The organism is Streptomyces asiaticus (genome assembly GCF_018138715.1).
Classification (GTDB): Bacteria; Actinomycetota; Actinomycetes; order Streptomycetales; family Streptomycetaceae; genus Streptomyces; species Streptomyces asiaticus.
Genome location: NZ_JAGSHX010000006.1, coordinates 8,628,293 through 8,646,679, shown reverse-complemented (window position 1 = coordinate 8,646,679; position 18,387 = coordinate 8,628,293). Strand labels below are relative to the sequence as shown.

Below are 18,387 nucleotides of genomic sequence, written 5' to 3'. Positions count from 1 at the left end.
AAGACTCGCTCCGGGCACGCGAAAGACCTCTCCGGGCCGCGGAAAGCTTCGGCGCCGACCGGCCTTGCCAATGTGTTGGCAAGCATTGACAAGGTTGCGCAACGGTGAAGACCATGCCACATGCCGTTCACCCACCCCACCCCGTCACACCGGTAACGGGCTGCCATGGCCCCCACCCTGACCGATGTCGCCAAGGGCGCGAACGTCGCGCTGTCCACGGCATCCCGGGCGTTCAGCGACCCCGGCCGGCTCGGCCCCCAGACCCTGCGCAAGGTGCTGACCGTCGCGCAGGAGCTGGGGTACGAACCACCCGTGGCGCGCACCGCCGAGAGCGCCACCGCGGCCCGGGCCGAGACCGCCACCGTCGCGCTCGTCGTCCCCGATATCGCCAACCCCGTCTTCGGAGCCTTCGTCAAGGCCGCACAGGGCGAGTGCCGGCACCACAGGCAGACCGTCGTCCTCGCCGACACCGACCTCGACCCGGACCGTGAGCGCGAGGTCCTCACACATCTGCGGGAGCGGGCGGACGGCCTGGTCGTGTGCTCCCCACGGCTGGACGCGGACGATGTGCTCGACATCTGCGGCCGCACCCCCACCGTGCTGGTCAACCGCGAAACGTCCGGCACCGACTGTGTGCTCGCCGACGCCGCCCACGGGATGCGCCAGGCCGTGGAGTACCTCGCCGCCCTCGGACACCGGCGGATCGCCTACGTCCAGGGCATGCGGCGCTCCTGGTCCAACGCCCACCGCGTCGACCTCATCCGCGCCGAGACCGGACGCGCCGGACTGGAGCTGGAGTTGCTCGGCTGGCAGTCCGAGACGGTGGCGGGCGGCACCGCCGCCGCCGCGAGTGTCATGGCCTCGGGCGCCTCCGCCGTCATCGCCCACAACGACCTGATGGCGTTCGGCGTGCTGACCGGCGCCCGGGCGCTGGGGCTGACCGTGCCCGGAGACCTCAGCGTCATCGGGTTCGACGACATCCCCTTCGCCGAGGTGTCCCAGCCGTCCCTGACCAGCGTCGCCGTGCCCATGGCCCGCGCCGGGGCGCTCAGCCTCCAGATGCTGGGGCAGGTCCTCGCGGGCGAACGGCAGATCCCGCGTACCCACCGACTGTCCACGCAGCTCATCGTGCGCGACTCCACCGGCCCCGCCACCACCCGCACCCCCCGGCACCGGCCCGCCACGGCCACCGCGCCCACCGGCCCCGCCACCAAGGACGCCTCATGACCGCCGACCCCCTGACCGTGGTGGTCGCCGACCCCAACCTCGCCCCGCTGCGCACCGAATTCGAGGCCGCCCTCCCCCACGGCACGGTCGTCCACTGGCCCGACCCCCGGCACACCGAGGCGGTCGAAGCCGCCATGACGGACGCGGACGTCCTCGTCTCGGGCCGGTGCACCGCCACCATGGCCGCGGCCGCCACCCGGCTCCGGCTGGTCCACGCCGCCGGAGCCGGAACGGACAACATCGACACCGCCGCGCTGGCCCCGGGCACCCGGGTGGCCAACACCTACCACCACGAGAACGCCATCGCCGAATACACCGTGTCCACCACGATCCTGATGCGCCGTGGCTTTCTGCGCCAGCACACCGCACTGCGCCGGGAAGCACACTGGGACTCCCCCGCCCATGACCCACGGGCACCCTGGGCGGAGGACCTGACCACCGCCACCGTCGGGTTCATCGGCTTCGGACACATCGGGGCCCGCTGCTGGCGGCTGTTCCAGGCGTTCGGCGCGCGGGGCATCGCCGTCACCCGGCGCGGGGACGTGGACGCGGCCGCCCACGGACTGCTGTGGGCCGGGACCGTCAAGGACCTCCACGCCCTGCTGGAGAGCTGCGACGCCGTGGTGGTGTCCGTGCCGCTCACCGAGGACACCACCGGGCTGATCGGCACGGCCGAGCTGTCCCGGATGCGCCCGGACGCGGTCCTGGTCAACGTCGGCCGCGGACCCGTCGTGGACGAGGACGCGCTGTACCAGGCGCTGAGCGACCGCACCATCGGCGGCGCCGCGATCGACGTCTGGTACCGGTACCCGGCCGACGGCCACACCGCCACCCCCGGCAAGCACCCCTTCGACACGCTGGACAACGTGCTGATGACCCCACACTCCTCCGGCCTCACCCGCCAGACCTTCGTCCACCGCACCGCCGACATCACCGCCAACATCCGCCGGCTCGCCACGGGCGAACCCCTCCACAACGTGGTGGCGGTGGCCCCGTGACGGCAACCGACACCATCACCGACGTCGACGTCCTCGTCACCAGCCCGGGGCGCAACTTCGTCCTCCTCAAAATCACCACCGCGGACGGCGTCACCGGCTGGGGCGACGCCACCCTCAACGGCCGCGAACTCGCCGTCGCCTCCTACCTCCGTGACCACCTCGCCCCCCTCCTCATCGGCCGCGACCCGGCCCGCGTCGAGGACACCTGGCAGTACCTCTACCGCGGCGCCTACTGGCGGCGCGGACCGGTGACGATGACCGCCATCGGCGCGGTGGACATCGCGCTGTGGGACATCAAGGGCAAGACCACCGGACAGCCCGTCTACCAGCTGCTGGGCGGCGCGGTCCGCGACCGCGTCCTCGCCTACACCCACGCCACCGGCTGGGACCTCCCCCAGCTGCTGGAGTCCATCGAGGTACGGCGGGAGCGCGGCTTCCGCGCCGTACGGGCCCAAAGCGGCGTCCCCGGACTGGAGTTGGTCTACGGCGTCAGCAGGAGCGGCACCGGATACGAACCCGCCGGCCGGGGCGCCGCCCCCGTCGAGGAGACCTGGGACACCGACGCCTACCTCCGCCACATCCCCCGCGTCCTCACGCGGATCCGCGAACACGTGGGCCCCGAGCTGAAACTGCTCCACGACACCCACCACCGGCTCACCCCCGGCGAGGCCGCCCGGCTCGGCCGCGCCCTGGAACCGGCGGACCTCTTCTGGCTGGAGGACGTCACCCCCGCCGAGAACCAGGAGGTGCTGCGGCACATCCGCCGCCACACCACCGTCCCGCTGGCCATCGGCGAGGTGTTCAACACCGTCTGGGAGTGCCAGACACTGATCACCGAGCAGCTGATCGACTTCATTCGCACCTGTGTGAGCCACGCGGGCGGCATCAGCCATCTGCGGCGCATCGCCACCCTCGCCGACCTCTGGCAGGTGCGGCTCGGACCGCACGGCCCCTCGGACATCTCCCCCGTCGCCCTCGGCGCCTCACTCCACCTCGGCCTGGCCACCCCCAACTTCGCCATCCAGGAGTACATGGGCTACGAACCCCTGGTCCACGAGGTGTTCCGGCACGCCTGGTCCTACGCCGACGGCCACCTCCACCCCGGCGACGCGCCCGGCATCGGCGTCGAGATCGACCAGGAACTCGCCGCCCGCCACCCCTACGAACCCGCCTATCTGCCGGTCGCGCGACGACTCGACGGCTCGATGACGGACTGGTGACACCCATGCCCCTCCCCCGCCTCCGCCGCGCCACCACCCCCGCGGCCGCCCTCACCCTCCCCCATCCACCCGCCGAAACCGGCATCGTCCACCTGGGCCTCGGCAACTTCCACCGCGCCCACCAGGCCGTCCACACCGCCGCCGCCCTGCGCCACACCGACGGCCCCTGGGGCATCCTCGGCGTGGCCAGCCACTCCGCCACCGTGGCACGCGCGATGCGCGACCAGGAGATGGCCTACGCCGTCGTGGAGATCTCCCCCGACGACACCCGCGTCACCGTCCCCGCCGTACACACCGGCGCCCTGGTGGCCACCGAGCAGCCCGCCGAACTCCTCGACGCCCTCGCCGCCCCCACCACGGCCGTCATCACCCTGACCGTCACCGAACACGGCTACACCTTCTCCCCGCGCACCGGCGGCCTCGACCTCGACGCCCCCGCCGTCCGGGCCGACCTGCGCGGCGCTACGCCGCCACGGACCACCATCGGCCAGATCGTCCGCGGCCTCCAGCGCCGCATACGGACCCACGCCCGGCCCGTCACCGTGCTCAGCTGCGACAACCTCGCCGGCAACGGCACCCAGACCAGGCGACTCGTCCACGAGTTCACCCAGGCCCTCCCCGCCGCCGAACGCGACGACCTCACACCCTGGCTGGAATCCGCCGTGACCTTCCCCAACTCCATGGTCGACCGGATCGTCCCCGCCACCACCGACACCTACCGCCACGCCGTCGCCACCCACCTCGGCGTACACGACACCGTCCCGGTACCGGCCGAACCCTTCAGCATGTGGGTCATGGAGGACCGCTTCGCCGCCGGACGCCCGCACTGGGAAACCGGCGGGGCGCTCTTCACCGACGACGTCGAACCCTACGAACTGCTGAAGCTGCGCCTGCTCAACGGCACCCACTCCCTCATCGCCTACCTCGGCGCGCTGGACGGACGGGAGACCATCCCGGACGCCACCGCCCGGCCGTTCATCGCCGAAGCCGCCCGCGCGGTGCTCCACGACGACTATCTGCCGACCCTCACCGTGCCCACCGACATCGACCCCGACCACTACATCGGACAGCTCTTCGACCGCTGGGCCAACACCGCCCTGGGCCACCGCACCCGGCAGGTCGGCTCCGACGGCTCGGTCAAACTGCGCCAACGAGTCCCCGAACCCGCCCTGTTCCACCTGCGGGCCGGACGCATGCCCCACCATCTCGCGCTCACCGTCGCCGCGTATCTGTGCTGCGTGGCACCGCGCCCCGGCTTCTCCCCCGGCCCCCACGCCACCGCGATGGCGGACCCGGCCCGGGAGACGCTCGCCACCATCGCCGGGCGGAGCGCCACCGCCTCCGGGCCGCCCTTCGTCGCGGCCGTCCTGGACAGCGGGCTGCTCGGCGACGGACTGAGAGACCACCCGGACTTCGCCGCCCGGGTCTCCGAGCTGATCGACCTCATCGTCCGCCACGGCCCCGCCGCCGCGGCAGCCGACGCCGCCGGGACCCTACGGACCCCCGCCCACCCCTGAACCCCGTCCCCTGTCCCCCCACGTCCCCCGTTGTCTCCCCACTTCCCCCGTTCCTCTGTCCCCTTTCGCCTGCCCTCCCCTCCACCGCTCCGCTGCGTCGATCCGTTCAAGGAGGCATGGATCATGGACAGCAACCCCACCCCCGCCACGGCGCGCCCCCCGTCGCCGGCCACCTCCCCCGACCCTTCCACCCCCGCCGAACCACCCGCCGACCCCCGCGCGGTACGCCGCGCCGCCCTGGCCGGTCTCATCGGCACCGCGCTCGAGCAGTACGACTTCGTCATCTACGGCACCGCATCGGCGCTGATCTTCAGTGATCTGTTCTTCCCCAACGCCTCACCGTCCGTGGGCATCCTGGCCAGCTTCAGCACCTACGCCGTGGGCTTCGCCGCCCGCCCGCTCGGCGGGCTCTTCTTCTCCCGCTTCGGCGACCGCCTCGGCCGCAAGTGGGTGCTGGTGGCGACCCTGCTCCTGATGGGCGGCTCCACCCTCGCCATCGGACTGCTGCCCACCTACAACGAGGCCGGGCTGCTCGCCCCGATCCTGCTGCTCATCTGCCGTATGGGGCAGGGCTTCGGGGCCGGGGCCGAGCAGTCCGGCGGCGCCACCCTGCTCACCGAGACGGCCGCCCCCGGACGCCGCGGCAGACTGTCCTCCCTCGTCATGACCGGCGCCGCGCTGGGCACCGCCCTGGGCGCGGTGGCCTGGATCCTCGCCCAACGCCTGCCCGACGACGCCCTGATGAGCTGGGGCTGGCGGCTGATCTTCGGCAGCAGCCTCCTGGTGACCGTGATCGCCCTGGTGCTGCGCCGCAAGCTCAACGAGAGCCCGGTCTTCACCGAGCTCAAGGAGCAGCAAGAACGGCCCGCCTCACCGGTGAAGGAGGTCTTCCAGCACGGCCGGAAGCCCATGCTGCTGGCGCTGTTCATGAACTTCGGCGTCAGCACCCAGTCCTACACGTACCAGGTCTTCATGGCCTCCTACCTGGTGTCCAGCGTCGGCGTCGACAAGGACTTCGTTCCCCAGGTGCTGCTGATCGGGGCCCTGTGCGGCGGCCTCGCGGCCATCTGCTTCGGCACGCTCTCCGACCGCCTCGGGCGGCGCCCGGTCTACTCCACCATCGCCGCCGCGCTGGTGCTGCTGCCCGCCCCGACCTTCATCGCGCTGAACACCGGCTCACACGTGGCGATCACCGTGGCCATCGTCATCGGCTTCATCCTGGCCTGCCACGGCTCGGTCGGCGTCCAGATGAGCTACTTCCCCGAACTGTTCGGCAAGCGCTACCGCTACGCGGGCGTCACGCTGGGCCGGGAGTTCTCCTCGCTGATCGGCGGCGGGGTCGCGCCACTGATCTGTAGCGCGCTCCTCACCGCGTTCTCCGGCTCCTGGATACCGGTCGCCGTCTATATGTCGCTGGTCACGGCGGTCAGCCTCATCGCCACCCGGATGTCCCCGGAGACCCTCGACCGCGATCTGAACACCGCGGCCGACAGCACCGAGCCGGTGCGCCGGTGAGGCGCTAGCACGATCCGCAGGGCAGCAGCGCCGTCTCCCGCGCGTTCTTGATCGCACGGGCCGGTCGGCGCTGCTGCCGCGCGCTCACGCGGGTCACCCCGCTGATGTGCTGCTTGGCACACTATTTCAACCGTCGGCGCCGACAGCCCCTCTGCCGGCGCCGACAGGCGGCCGGCTACGGAGCGTCGCCGAGGCGAAGATCACCGTCGACGGGCGGTACGAAGAAACCGGCCACCTCCGCGTCCGTGACCTCGGCGAGAGCCGCCGGGGTCCAGCGCGGGCGGCGGTCCTTGTCGATCACCTGGGCGCGGATGCCCTCGATGAGGTCCGGGCGGGACAGGGCGGCGCAGGAGACGCGGTACTCCTGCTCCATGACGCGCTCCAGCGAGCCGAGCGCCCGGGCCCCGCGGACGGCGGCCAGCGTGACCTTCAGCGCGGTGGGGGACTTGGCGAGGAGGGTCTCGGCGGTCTCCTTGGCGGCCGGTTCGCCGACGGCCATCAGCCGGTCCACGATCTCCTCGACGGTGTCCGCCGCATAGCAGTGGTCGATCCACTCCCGCCGGCCGTCCAGGGTTCCGGCCGGGGCCTCGACGGCGTACCGGGGCAGGACGTCCGCCACCGGCTCCACGGCCAGGTCCCGGGTCAGCGCGGGCAGTTGCCCGGAGGGGACGACATGGTCGGCCAGTCCGCAGCGCAGGGCGTCGGCGGCGCCCACCGACGCTCCCGTGAGCGCCAGGTGCGTACCCAGTTCGCCCGGTGCGCGGGCCAGCAGATGGGTGCCGCCGACGTCCGGTACGAAGCCGATCGTGGTCTCGGGCATGGCCACCCGCGAGCGCTCGGTGACGATCCGCACACCGCCGTGGGCCGAGACCCCGACGCCGCCGCCCATCACGATGCCGTCCATCAGGGCCACATACGGCTTGGGGTAGCGGGCGATCCGGACGTTGAGCCTGTACTCGTCGCGCCAGAACGCCCGCGAGGCCGCGCCGCCGCCCGAGGTCACGTCCTGGTGGATCAGGCGGATGTCGCCGCCCGCGCACAGCCCGCGCTCCCCCGCCCCGTCGATCACCACGGTCTCGACGGCAGGGTCCCGCTCCCAGGCGGTGAGGGCCTCGGCGATCCGGGTCACCATCGGATGGGTGAGGGAGTTGAGGGCGCGGGGCCGGTTGAGGGTGAGATGTCCGGCGCGGCCCTCGACGCGCGTCAGCACGGCGTCGTCGTCGGTCACGCGATCGGTCACGGAGTCGGTCACGAGGTGTTCGTTCCTTCCGGCGTCTGGTGCGTTCGCGGATCAACGGCGCTCACGTCACCGCCGACCCATCACCGCCGATCCTCTCAACGGGCCCTCGGCTCGCCACAGCCACGCCCTCCGGGCGGCCGGGCGGCCGGACGGCAGGCGGCAGGCGGCAGGCGGCAGGCGGCAGGCGGCAGGCGGCACAAAACCCTCTGGACACCCGCCGCCCCGCCGGGGAGGGTTGGCGCAGCCCACCCCTGACCCCACGAGGACCCGTCTGATGAGTGCTCATCCGCTGCCCACCAGCACCCCCGCCGCCGAGGGCGTGGACGCGCGGGGCGTCCACGCCTTCCTCGACGCCGTCGAGGGCGCGCCGGACATCGAGCCGCACAGTCTGATGATCCTGCGCCACGGCCGGCTGATCGCCTCCGGCTGGTGGGCGCCGTACACCGCCGAGCGGCCGCATCTGCTCTACTCCCTCAGCAAGAGCTTCACCTCCACGGCGGCGGGGCTGGCCGTCGCCGAGGGGCTGCTGGACCTCGACGCCCCCGTGATCTCGTACTTCCCCGAGTTCGAGGCGGAGATCACCGACCCGGGCAGCCGCGCCATGCTGGTACGCCATGTCGCGTCCATGGCCAGCGGACATCTCGAGGAGACGCTGGAGCGGGCGTTCGGCCTGGACCCGGAGGAGCCCGTGCGCGGCTTCCTGCGGCTGCCGCCGGATCGCGCGCCGGGCACCGTCTTCGCGTACAACCAGCCCGCCACGTACACGCTCGCCGCGATCGTCCAGCGGGTGACCGGGCAGTCGCTGACGGAGTATCTGCGGCCGCGGCTGTTCGATCCGCTGGGCATCGGCGAGGCTGCCTGGCTCCAGGTGCCGGCCGGGCGTGACCTCGGCTTCAGCGGGCTGTTCGCGGCCACCGACGCGATCGCCCGGCTGGGGCTGCTGTATCTGCGGGGCGGTGAGTGGGAGGGCGAACGGCTGCTTCCGGCCTCCTGGGTCGAGGACGCGACCCGGCCGTGGATCCCGACCGAGGAGCCCATGGCAGACGGCTCGGGGCCGGACTGGCGGCGGGGGTACGGGCTCCAGTTCTGGATGTCCCGCCACGGGTACCGGGGCGACGGGGCGTACGGGCAGTTCTGCCTGGTGCTGCCCGAGCACGATGTGGTGATCGCCACAACGGCGGACACCGAGCGGATGCAGGCCGTCCTGGACGCGGTCTGGGAGCATCTGCTGCCCGCGTTCGGCGACGCGCCGCTCACCGGGCGCGCGGACGAGGACGCCGCGCTGGAGCGGCGGCTGTCCCGGCTCGCCCTGCCGCCGCTGGCGGCGAAGCCCGCGCCGCTCTCGGACCCCGGCGCCTGGTCGGGTGCGGAGTTCGCCCCCGAAGGCGGCGTCTGCGCGGTCCAGCCGACCCTGACGGGGGTCACCGTGGCCGAGGACGGCTCCGGCGGCTGGGCCGTCTCGCTGGCCGAGCGGGCGTCCCGGCTGGACCTGGGGTTCGACGGCGCGGGGTGGCGGGTGCACACCGGGCCGGAGGCGCCCGTTCCCACGGCGGTGAGCGGGGGCTGGACGGACCCGGACACGCTGACCGTGGACATCGCGTTCCTGGAGACCCCGCACCACCTGGTGGTCACCTGCTCCCTCGCGGACCGCGTGTTCACCGCGCGGTGGCGCACCACGCCGCTGCATCGCGGACCGCTGCACGCCATGCGCGCGCCGGGGCCGCGTTGACTCGTTCCGCCGGTCTGACCAAGGTTTGGTACGGGTCCGGGGTACCCCCGGACCCGAACCACCTGCGGACGGATAGCGGAACGAGGCGGAAATGCGCGAGATCGAGGCGACGGGCGGGAACGAGGACCGGGGCGCCGGCACGGTCGCGCCGGGCGAGCGGCCGCGCCTGGTGCCGGGTGCCGCATCGGGGGGCGCGGTATGGCTGCTGCGCCCCGAAGGGGATCTCGACCGGCCGGACCACCCCGTGTTCATGGGCGCGCGGCAGGTCGGCCGGGAGAGACTCGGCACCGCCGTGCTCGTGGACCTCTCACGGGTCCGGGAGATCACGGCGGAGGGTGTGCGGGGGCTGCTGCGCTGTGCGCGGGCCCTGGCCGAGGCCGGTGCCCCGCTGCTCCTCGCCGGGGCCACCGACGACGTGGCGCGGCTGCTGCGCACGGTGCTGGTGGACGGCACGATCCGGATGTACGCCACCGTCGAGGCGGCCGTCGCCGCCCGCGGCGGAGCGGCGGCGGACACCTCCCCGCGGGACACCTCCGCGCCGGGCGGCGGCCGGACGGCGGTGCCGGAGGTGATACGGCTGCGCCGGGAGACCGTCGATCTGCGCGCCAAACTGCGCTCGCACCCGCTGATCGCGCAGGCCCAGGGCGTTCTGCGGGAGCGCTATCGGCTGCCCGGGGAGCACACGGCGTTCACCCTGCTCAAGCGCAGCTCACAGACGCACAACGTGAAACTGCGGACCCTGGCGGCCGCGCTGCTGCGGGTGGAACGGCCCGCCCCCGGCAGCCCGCTGTGGTTTCCGGAGCGCACCCCCGAGGAGGCTCCGGCGCTGCCGTTCCTGCCGGACGCGCGGCCCGGTGAGGTCCATCGCTCCACGGTGGCGAAGCGGGTGCTGCACCGGGCCTTGGAGGTGGTGGGCTCCGACATGGGGGATCTCCAGCTGGCGGACCCGGCCGGGCTGCGGATGGAGCAGCACCACGGCCTCGACCGGGAGTTCATCGACTTCTTCTCCCATGTCGGCGAGGGCGAGACGGCGTGTGCGACGGCGGCGGCCCGCGCCCGGCCGGTGGTGTCGGACATCACCACCGACCGCGTCTTCTCGGACACCGCCCGCGAGGTCATCCTGGCGACCGGCTCCCGCACCGCGCACAGCATCCCCATGACCGGCGCCTCCCGCCAGGTCGTCGGGGTGTTCTCGGTCCACGTGCCCAAGGTCAGGCACAGCTTGACCGACGCGGAGACCGCGATCCTGCTCGATCTGGCCACCCGGGCGGGGACGTGGCTCGAGTGGCACGAGCGCACGGTCGTGCTGGACGCGCTCGAAGACCTGCACCAGCGCGCCCTGGCCGCGGCCGGCCGAGCGGCTCCGCGGCGGCCGTCTCTTGGGAATCCTCCCGGCGGGTACCCGTCTCAGTCCTGACAGCGCTGCTCGGGGCCCGGCGTCGGGAGGACGACCATGGCTGTACCGGCCGCGACCCGCTCCGGCGGCATCCACGCGCCGCCGTGGCTCGGGATCTACCTCAACGACCATCTGGTGGCCGCCACAGCAGCGGTCGGGCTGGCCCGCAGGATGAATCGCAGACACCGGCGCTCGGTCTACAGCGGCGAGCTGGCGAGGCTCACCGCGGAGCTGGTCCAGGACCGCAGGTCGCTGCTGTGGTGCATGGCCTCGCTCGACGTCCCCGTCCGCCGCGGCAAGCTCCGCGCGTCGCGGGCGGCCGAGCGCACGGCGCGGCTGACGCCGGGCAGCCGGCCGCGGCGGCGCACCGGGGTGAACACGCTGGTGGGGCTGGAGGCGCTGCGGATGGGTGTGGAGGGCAAGGCGCTGCTGTGGCGCTCGCTGCTCGCGGTGGCCGTCCATGACACCCGACTGCGGACGGACCGCCTCGCGGAGCTGCTGGAGCGGGCCGGGCAGCAGCTCACCACCCTGGACTCGCTGCACTCCCGGGCCGCCTCGGCGCTGATCTCGGCCGAGGGCCCGGTGTAGGCGGCGGCTGGTTCGCCCGCCCCACCCGCTTCATGGTTCGTCCGCCCACCCGCTTCAGCCGGGTGCCGGTGGGCACTCGGCAACGATGACCGAACTTCCCGGCGCACCCGAGTCGTACTGGATGGACACCGCCCCGCCCGGCACCCCTCACCCGGCCCTGACCGAGGACCTGGAGGTCGATGTCGCCGTGATCGGCGCCGGGATCGCGGGGCTGAGCACCGCGTGGGAGCTGACCCGCGCGGGGCACCGGGTGGTGGTGCTGGAGGCGGACCGGATCGCGGCGGGCGTCACCGGCCACACCACCGCCAAGCTCACGGCGCTGCACTCGCTCATCTACGACCGGCTGCGGCGCACCCGTGGGCCGGAGGGCGCGCGGATGTACGCGCGGTCGCAGTCCGAGGCCGTCGAGCGGGCGGCGGCGATCGCGGCCGAGCTCGGCGTCGACTGCGATCTGGAGCGCGTCCCGGCCTTCACCTACACCGAGGACCCGGCGCGCGCGGACACCATGCGCGCCGAGGCGGAGGCCGCGCGCGAGGCGGGGCTGCCCGCCTCGTATGTGACCGAGACCGGGCTGCCCTTCCCGGTCGCGGGCGCGGTCCGGGTCGAGGACGGGGCGCAGTTCCATCCGCGCGCCTATCTCCTCGGGCTCGCCGGGGACCTGCGCGCCCGCGGCGGGCTCATCCATGAGCACACCCGCGCCACCGGCCTGGAGGAGGGCACCCCCTGCCGGGTCACCACGGAGGGCGGGGCGGTGGTGACGGCCGGGGACGTGGTGATCGCCACCCACTACCCGGTGTTCGACCGGGCGCTGCTGTTCGCCCGGCTCTCGCCGCACCGCGAACTCGTCGTGGCCGGGCCCCTGCCCGCCGACCGGGATCCGCGGGGCGCGTACATCACCCCGGACCAGCGGACCCGGTCGGTGCGCACCGCGCCGTACGGCGACGGGCAGCGGCTGCTGATCGTGACCGGAGAGAGCTTCACCCCCGGCACCGGGGACACCTCCGAGCGCTTCGAACGGCTCACGGACTGGACCCGGGAGCGCTTTCCCGGCGTGGGGATCACCCACCGCTGGGCCGCCCAGGACAACGACCCGACCGACACCGTGCCGCTGGTCGGCCCCTTCCACCCCGGCGCGCGCCACACCTATGTGGCGACGGGCTTCGCGGGCTGGGGTCTGAGCGGCGGCATCATGGCGGGCCGGCTGCTCACCGCGCTCATCGGCGGTGAGCGGCCGGAGTGGGCCGGGCTGTACGACCCCCGGCGGCTGGGCACCGCGCTGCGCGAGGCCCCGGCGCTGCTCGGCCATCAGTTCCACGTCGGGAAGCATTTCGTCGGCGACCGGCTGAGCACCCCGGGGGCCGGTTCGGTCGACCGGATCGCCCCGGGTACCGGGGCCGTGGTCCGCCTGGACGGTCGGCGCCGCGCCGTCTACCGGGACGAGGACGGCACAGCTCACGCGGTCTCGGCCCGCTGCACCCATCTGGGCTGTCTGGTGGCGTTCAACGCCGCCGAGCGGGCCTGGGAGTGCCCCTGCCACGGCTCCCGCTTCGGCATCGACGGCCGGGTGCTCCAGGGCCCGGCCAACCAGCCCCTGGAGCGGCACGACATCTGACCCGCGGCGTCCGAATCCCCCGCGGGCCCTGTTGGATGAAACACGTACATGGCCCCCGGCGGTGGGGGTACACGCCTGGCGTCAACCCGTCGGCTGAGAAAGGACCACTGCCGTGCTGATGGCCCACCCGGTCGTACTTCAGAACCTCATCGAGCAGTACGAGACGCTGCGGATGCTGCACGCCGAATCGGGCGGCACCGAGGTACGACAGCGGATGGACGATCTCGCCTACACCCTGTGCGTCTCCACTGGGACGCGGGATGTGGACACCGCCCTCATCGCCGCCCGGCACCAGCTGCCCGGCGCACGGGTGGAGGACGACTCGGCCCTCACGGCCGGGACGGGCGCACCGGGCACCTGAGCCCGCCGCGCCGCCTACCGGTGAAGCGCCGCGCCGCCCCCGGTGAAACGCCGCACCGCCTGCCGGTGAAGCCGCCCCCGCCGGATCAGCCCTCGGCCCCCCGCGCCAGCTCGGAGAGGTCCGTGGTCTGGTTCGCCGGCGGCGCCTTCACCGTGACCGGCTCGTTGAGGGCCGAGAAGGTGATGGTCATGTCGAGCGGGCCCTTGTCCCCCTCGCCACGGACGCGGAACCGCTTGGTGTGGCCGTCCTGGTCGATCCACATGTCCATGGACAGCCGGTCGATCCCCATCCCCTCGTACGCCTTGAGGTTCTTCTCGCGGCGCTCGCGGGTCGCCGCGTCCTCGTCCTTCAGGCTCGCGCGCATCTGGCCGAGACCGATGGTGCCCCGGTAGTGCGTGGTGCGCACCCCGTCGATGGTCTCCTCGCCGACCCGCTTCACATCGTCGGCGCCGGAGAGGAAGGCCGACTCCTCGGCCGGGTTCTTGTCGGCCTGGCGGGAGAGGGTACCGCCGGCCAGCGCGCCGGCCGCCTTCTCGCCCAGCGCCCCGAGGTCCAGCTTGAGCCAGGTCTTGCCGTCCAGCCCGGCGACGGCCTCCTTGCCCCCGTCGAGGTACATCGCCCCGTCGAGCATCCGGATCTCCACCGCCGCGTCCGCGCCCTGACCGACCGCGCGCATCTTCATGCTGACGGCGAGCGGCTTGGTGCTCATCGCCGCCTCGCCCTCGATCCGTCCGTCCTCGGGGGTGCGGCCGCTCATCCGGTAGCGGAACGAGGTGAGCTTCTCGCTCTTCTTGGCGGCGGCGCGCACGGCCGCCGCCGGGGCCATCCGCACCTGCTCCGAGGACTTCTCCCCCGCCTTGCCCTCGGGCTTCCCGTCCGCACCGGACGATCCGCAGCCGACCGCGCCGCCGCAGAGCAGCACGGCGGTGAGCACGGCACCGGCCGCACGGGCACCCTTGCCATGTCCCCCATGTACGACCATGGCCATAAACCCCACCCCTTGCAGAACTTCTGTTCGTTTCGCTGTGATCCGGGACAGTACCAGCAGAGAGCGACAGTCGGCCCCCGACCTTCATGCGCGGGCCGCGCACCGTGTGCCGACCCCTCGGACCGTGGGCATACGTGAAGACGCGACCATTGGTTCACTCTCCGCCCAGGGCGCCACGGTGGAGCCGGCACCTCGCCCACGGCGGAAGACCGGGGCAAGAGTGAGATGACGGCATGACGCGACCGGACACCCCACGGGACGAGTGGTCCATCCGGTCGGGCGATCTCCTCGGCGAGGGGGCCACCGCCAAGACCACCGTCGACGAGCACGGCATCGTCACCCAGTGGAACGAGGCGGCGCGCGGGCTGCTCGGCTACCGCCCCGCCGAGATCGTGGGCAGGCCCGCGGCCGAGCTGCTCCACGACTCCTCGCCCGCCCGTGCCGAGGTGTCGGCCGCGCTGCGCTCCCCCGCCCCGCCCGCCCGGCTGAACGGGCGGGTCACCCTGCTGCGCCGCGATGGCTCCACCGTGGAGCTGGGGCTGCTGGCGCACCGCCGCACCTCGTCCGCCGGGGCCCCCGAGTGGCTGATCGTCTCCGCCGTACCGCGCGCCGGGGACACGGCCCGGGACGAGGAGTTGATGCGGCGCTCCTTCCTCGAGGGGCCCTGCACGATGGCGGTCTACGACACCGGGCTGCGGCTGCGCTGGGTCAACCACGACCTGGAGCGGGTGCTGGGCCTGGTGCAGGAGGAGATGCGGGGGCTGCGGATCCCGGAGATCCTGCCAGGACCCGCATCCGAGTCGGCCGAGCGGAGGATGCGGCGGGCGCTGGAGACGGGCGAGGGGCAGCGGCTGGAGTTGGCCACGCCCATGCCCGGCCACCCGCACCGCCACCCTTCTCGACCTGCCCAGTGGGCCGCCGCTGGGGCACATCGCCCTGCTCCTGGCCCGCGCCCGGGGGCTGGGCGCGGAGCGGGCGGCCACCTGGGAGCTGCCGGACAACCCCGCCGTGGTGGCCCGGGCCCGCCGGGAGGCCGCCGAGCGGCTTGGCCCAGCTCACCGAGAGCTGGGGCACCCGGCAGACCGCCACCGGCAAGACCATCCGGGCCGAACTGGCCGCCGTGCCCGCGCTCAGGAGGCCACGGCCTGAAGGGCTGCTCGCATCGTCTCGGTTGCCTCTCCACCGCTTCACAACCGCAGCCCCCGCCGCGCCTCTTCACTACAATCGCGGAGCAACGAAGCCCCGCTCAGCAGAGGCTGAAGGCTGCCATCCATGCATTTCCAGCACCCACGCGACGCCGGTCCCCTGGCCGCGCTGAGCCCCACCGAATCGGCCCGTCTCATGGCGGTGATCCGCGAGGCGGCGCTGAGCCGGGGACGGCTTCCGCTGCCCGCCCGCCCGGTGATCGGCGCCTCCTGGGACCGGATGCTGCGCCTGGGGCTCGACCCCGATCACGGCCGCGCGCCACGGCCGCTGGGCCTGGACGAACTGGAGCGGCGGAGGCGGCAGACCCGGCTGGCCGAGGTGCTGCCCACCCTGCGGGACGGGCTGCTGGAGGCGGCGGAGGCGGCCGCGCACATCATGATCATCGCCGATGCGGAGGGCCGGATCCTGTGGATCGACGGCCATCGGGGGGTGCGTCGGCAGGCCGACGGCATCGCGCTCGTGGAGGGTTCGCACTGGGCCGAGGACGTCGCCGGGACCAGCGGAATCGGCACCGCGCTCGCCGTGAAGTCCCCCGTACGGGTGCATTCGGCGGAGCACTTCGTGAGCGCCTTCCACCCCTGGAGCTGCGCCGCCGCCCCGGTCCACGACCCGCGCGACGGACGGCTGCTGGGCGTCATCGACGTCAGCGGCCCCGCCGGAACCGCCCATCCGACGGTGCTCTCCCTGGTCACCGCGACCGCCCGGTGGGCCGAGGGCGAACTGCGCCTCGCCCACAGCCGGGAGCTGGAGGGCCTGCGCGCGGTCGCCGCGCCGCTGCTGGCGCGGATCCACGGCAAGGCCGTCGTGGTCGACCAGCACGGCTGGATCGCCGGGGTCACCGGGGTGACCCCGCGCGAGCACCGGCTGCCGCTGCCGAAGGCGCCGTACGACGGGCCGGTGTGGCTGCCCGCGCTCGGCGCGTGCGCGGTGGAACCGCTGCCCGGCGGCCATCTGCTGCGGGTGCTGGACGGCGAGACCTCCGCGGGGGGCGGCCCGGCCGGCTGGGGCGATCTGCTGCTGGACGTACGCCATCCGCACCGCTGGACCCTGACCTTCTCGGGCCCCTCGGGCACCTGGACCCATGAGCTCAGCGCCCGCCAGGCCGAGGTGCTGCTGGTGCTCGCCGCGCACCCCGAGGGGCGCACGGCGGCCCAGCTGGCCCAGGACCTGTTCGGGGACCCGTCGCGGACGGTGACCGTACGGGCCGCGATGTCCCGGCTGCGCGGCCGCGTCGGGGCGGTACTGGCGCACCGCCCCTACCGCATCGCCGACAGCGTCCACATCGCCGTGGCAAGCCCGGACCACCCCACCGAACTCCTCCCCCACAGCTCGGCCCCAGAAGTCGCGCGGCTACGAACGGAGCCCTGAGGGCTGCCCCGCGACCTCCTCGGGGCGCAGGACCTCGGCCAGGCGGTCGGCGGGCAGCAAGCCCTTCTCCAGGACGAGTTCGGCCACACCGCGGCCCGTGGCGAGGGCCTCCTTGGCGATGCTGGTGGCCGCGCTGTAGCCGATGTACGGGTTGAGCGCGGTGACCAGGCCGATGGAGTTCTCCACGGAGGTGCGCAGCCGCTCGGTGTTGGCGGTGATACCCGCGACGCACCGCTCGGCCAGCACCAGGCAGGCGGCGCGCAGATGGGTGACGCTCTCCGAGAGGGAGTGCAGGATGATCGGCTCGAAGGCGTTGAGCTGGAGCTGCCCCGCCTCGGCGGCCATCGTGATGGCGACGTCGTTGCCGATCACCTCGAAGGCGACCTGGTTGACCACCTCGGGGATCACCGGGTTGACCTTGCCGGGCATGATGCTGGAACCGGCCTGCACCGGGGGCAGGTTGATCTCGTTGAACCCGGCCCGCGGCCCCGAGGAGAGCAGCCGCAGGTCGTTGCAGCTCTTGGAGAGCTTGACGGCGATGCGCTTGAGGACGCCCGACAGATGGACGAAGGCGCCGCAGTCCTGAGTGGCCTCGACCAGGTTGGCGGCGGTGACCAGCGGCAGTCCGGTGATGGCCTCGAGGTGGCGGCGGGCGGCCTCGGCGTAGCCCTTGGGCGCGTTGAGGCCGGTGCCGATGGCGGTCGCGCCGAGGTTGATCTCGTGCACCAGGGTGGCGGCCTCCAGCAGCCGGCTCTGGTCCTCCTCCAGCATCACGGCGTACGCCGAGAACTCCTGGCCCAGCGTCATGGGCACCGCGTCCTGGAGCTGGGTGCGCCCCATCTTCAGGACGTCGTGGAACTCCTCGGCCTTGGCGGCGAACGCCCGGCGCAGCGTCTCCATGGCCGCGTGGAGCTCGCGGACGGCGATGATCGTGGAGACGTTGACGGCGGTCGGGTAGACGTCGTTGGTGGACTGACTGAGGTTGACGTCCTCGTTGGGGTGGAGGTGGGCGTAGTCGCCCTTCTCGTGGCCGAGGAGCTCCAGCGCCCGGTTGGCGATCACCTCGTTGGCGTTCATGTTGGTCGAGGTCCCGGCGCCGCCCTGGATCACATCGACGGTGAACTGGTCGTGCAGGGCGCCCCGGCGTATCTCCTGGCAGGCGGCCGCGATGGCGTCGGCCTTCCGCGTGGTGAGCAGCCCGAGGTCCTCGTTGGCGCGGGCGGCGGCCTCCTTGACGGCGGCCAGGGCGCTGATCAGGTGCGGATAGGCGGAGATGGAGGTGCCGGTGATGGGGAAGTTCTCGCCGGCGCGCAGGGTGTGGATGCCCCAGTAGGCGTCGGCGGGGACGTCGCGGTCGCCGAGCAGGTCGTGTTCGCGGCGATGGCCGGTGGCGCTCATGGTGTGCGGTCTTCCTCGGTTCCT

The 18,387-nt window shown here is 73.2% G+C and carries 14 protein-coding genes and 2 pseudogenes; 12 read left to right on the top strand and 4 right to left on the bottom strand.

All coding sequences use genetic code 11. From position 1 onward, the window contains the following. Positions 1–165: 165 nt before the first annotated feature. The 5 genes from KHP12_RS44750 to KHP12_RS44730 all read left to right on the top strand — a co-directional run bounded on the left by KHP12_RS44750 (position 166) and on the right by KHP12_RS44730 (position 6,477). On the top strand, positions 166–1,227 hold the full coding sequence (locus KHP12_RS44750) for a LacI family DNA-binding transcriptional regulator (RefSeq protein ID WP_211834546.1): 1,062 nt from the start codon (positions 166–168) through the stop codon (positions 1,225–1,227). After that, on the top strand, positions 1,224–2,225 hold the full coding sequence (locus tag KHP12_RS44745; protein ID WP_086886595.1) for a 2-hydroxyacid dehydrogenase: 1,002 nt from the start codon (positions 1,224–1,226) through the stop codon (positions 2,223–2,225). The genes KHP12_RS44750 and KHP12_RS44745 overlap by 4 nt, the downstream gene beginning before the upstream one ends. Further along, a complete protein-coding gene (manD, locus tag KHP12_RS44740) occupies positions 2,222–3,445 on the top strand; it encodes a D-mannonate dehydratase ManD (protein WP_308017022.1) in 1,224 nt (407 codons plus the stop codon). The genes KHP12_RS44745 and manD overlap by 4 nt, the downstream gene beginning before the upstream one ends. 5 nt (positions 3,446–3,450) lie before the next feature. After that, positions 3,451–4,962 carry a mannitol dehydrogenase family protein gene (locus tag KHP12_RS44735; protein ID WP_210608983.1) on the top strand — a complete coding sequence of 504 codons (1,512 nt, stop codon included), beginning with the start codon at positions 3,451–3,453 and terminating at the stop codon, positions 4,960–4,962. Between the two features lie 123 nt (positions 4,963–5,085). Continuing rightward, complete coding sequence (locus KHP12_RS44730; protein WP_210608984.1) at positions 5,086–6,477, top strand: MFS transporter; 1,392 nt, start codon at positions 5,086–5,088, stop codon at positions 6,475–6,477. Between the two features lie 4 nt (positions 6,478–6,481). On the opposite strand, the pseudogene KHP12_RS44725 reads toward KHP12_RS44730, so the two are convergent. Both KHP12_RS44725 and KHP12_RS44720 read right to left on the bottom strand, forming a co-directional pair. Next, positions 6,482–6,574, bottom strand: a pseudogene (locus tag KHP12_RS44725) (30S ribosomal protein S18); the annotation flags it as partial. 78 nt (positions 6,575–6,652) lie between these two features. Beyond that, on the bottom strand, positions 6,653–7,729 hold the full coding sequence (locus KHP12_RS44720; protein ID WP_086885703.1) for an enoyl-CoA hydratase/isomerase family protein: 1,077 nt from the start codon (positions 7,727–7,729) through the stop codon (positions 6,653–6,655). A gap of 262 nt (positions 7,730–7,991) precedes the next feature. On the opposite strand from KHP12_RS44720, the gene KHP12_RS44715 reads away from it, so the two are divergent. From KHP12_RS44715 to KHP12_RS44695, 5 genes are all read left to right on the top strand, one after another. Beyond that, the gene (locus KHP12_RS44715) at positions 7,992–9,446 is read left to right on the top strand and encodes a serine hydrolase domain-containing protein (protein ID WP_086885704.1); all 1,455 of its coding nucleotides are present in this window, start codon (positions 7,992–7,994) and stop codon (positions 9,444–9,446) included. Between the two features lie 91 nt (positions 9,447–9,537). After that, positions 9,538–10,863 carry an ANTAR domain-containing protein gene (locus tag KHP12_RS44710; protein ID WP_107471912.1) on the top strand — a complete coding sequence of 442 codons (1,326 nt, stop codon included), beginning with the start codon at positions 9,538–9,540 and terminating at the stop codon, positions 10,861–10,863. 36 nt (positions 10,864–10,899) lie between these two features. Continuing rightward, positions 10,900–11,430: a hypothetical protein gene (locus tag KHP12_RS44705; protein ID WP_086885705.1), complete on the top strand. Its 531-nt coding sequence runs from the start codon at positions 10,900–10,902 to the stop codon at positions 11,428–11,430. 85 nt (positions 11,431–11,515) lie between these two features. Next, positions 11,516–13,042: an FAD-dependent oxidoreductase gene (locus tag KHP12_RS44700; RefSeq protein ID WP_086885706.1), complete on the top strand. Its 1,527-nt coding sequence runs from the start codon at positions 11,516–11,518 to the stop codon at positions 13,040–13,042. Between the two features lie 112 nt (positions 13,043–13,154). Then, complete coding sequence (locus KHP12_RS44695; RefSeq protein ID WP_086885707.1) at positions 13,155–13,403, top strand: DUF5133 domain-containing protein; 249 nt, start codon at positions 13,155–13,157, stop codon at positions 13,401–13,403. 85 nt (positions 13,404–13,488) lie between these two features. Here KHP12_RS44695 and KHP12_RS44690 read toward each other — a convergent pair whose 3' ends face one another. Then, a complete protein-coding gene (locus KHP12_RS44690; protein WP_086885708.1) occupies positions 13,489–14,391 on the bottom strand; it encodes an SCO4651 family lipoprotein in 903 nt (300 codons plus the stop codon). 233 nt (positions 14,392–14,624) lie between these two features. Between KHP12_RS44690 and KHP12_RS44685 the strand changes: the two are divergent. Together KHP12_RS44685 and KHP12_RS44680 are read left to right on the top strand one after the other, a co-directional pair. Further along, positions 14,625–15,209, top strand: a pseudogene (locus KHP12_RS44685) (PAS domain S-box protein); the annotation flags it as partial. Between the two features lie 454 nt (positions 15,210–15,663). Next, positions 15,664–16,965, top strand: a complete 1,302-nt coding sequence (locus tag KHP12_RS44680; RefSeq protein ID WP_211834545.1) for a GAF domain-containing protein — start codon at positions 15,664–15,666, stop codon at positions 16,963–16,965. Here KHP12_RS44680 and aspA read toward each other — a convergent pair. Next, positions 16,948–18,363 carry an aspartate ammonia-lyase gene (aspA, locus tag KHP12_RS44675; protein WP_086886109.1) on the bottom strand — a complete coding sequence of 472 codons (1,416 nt, stop codon included), beginning with the start codon at positions 18,361–18,363 and terminating at the stop codon, positions 16,948–16,950. The two genes, KHP12_RS44680 and aspA, sit on opposite strands and share 18 nt — an antisense overlap. Positions 18,364–18,387 lie beyond the last annotated feature (24 nt).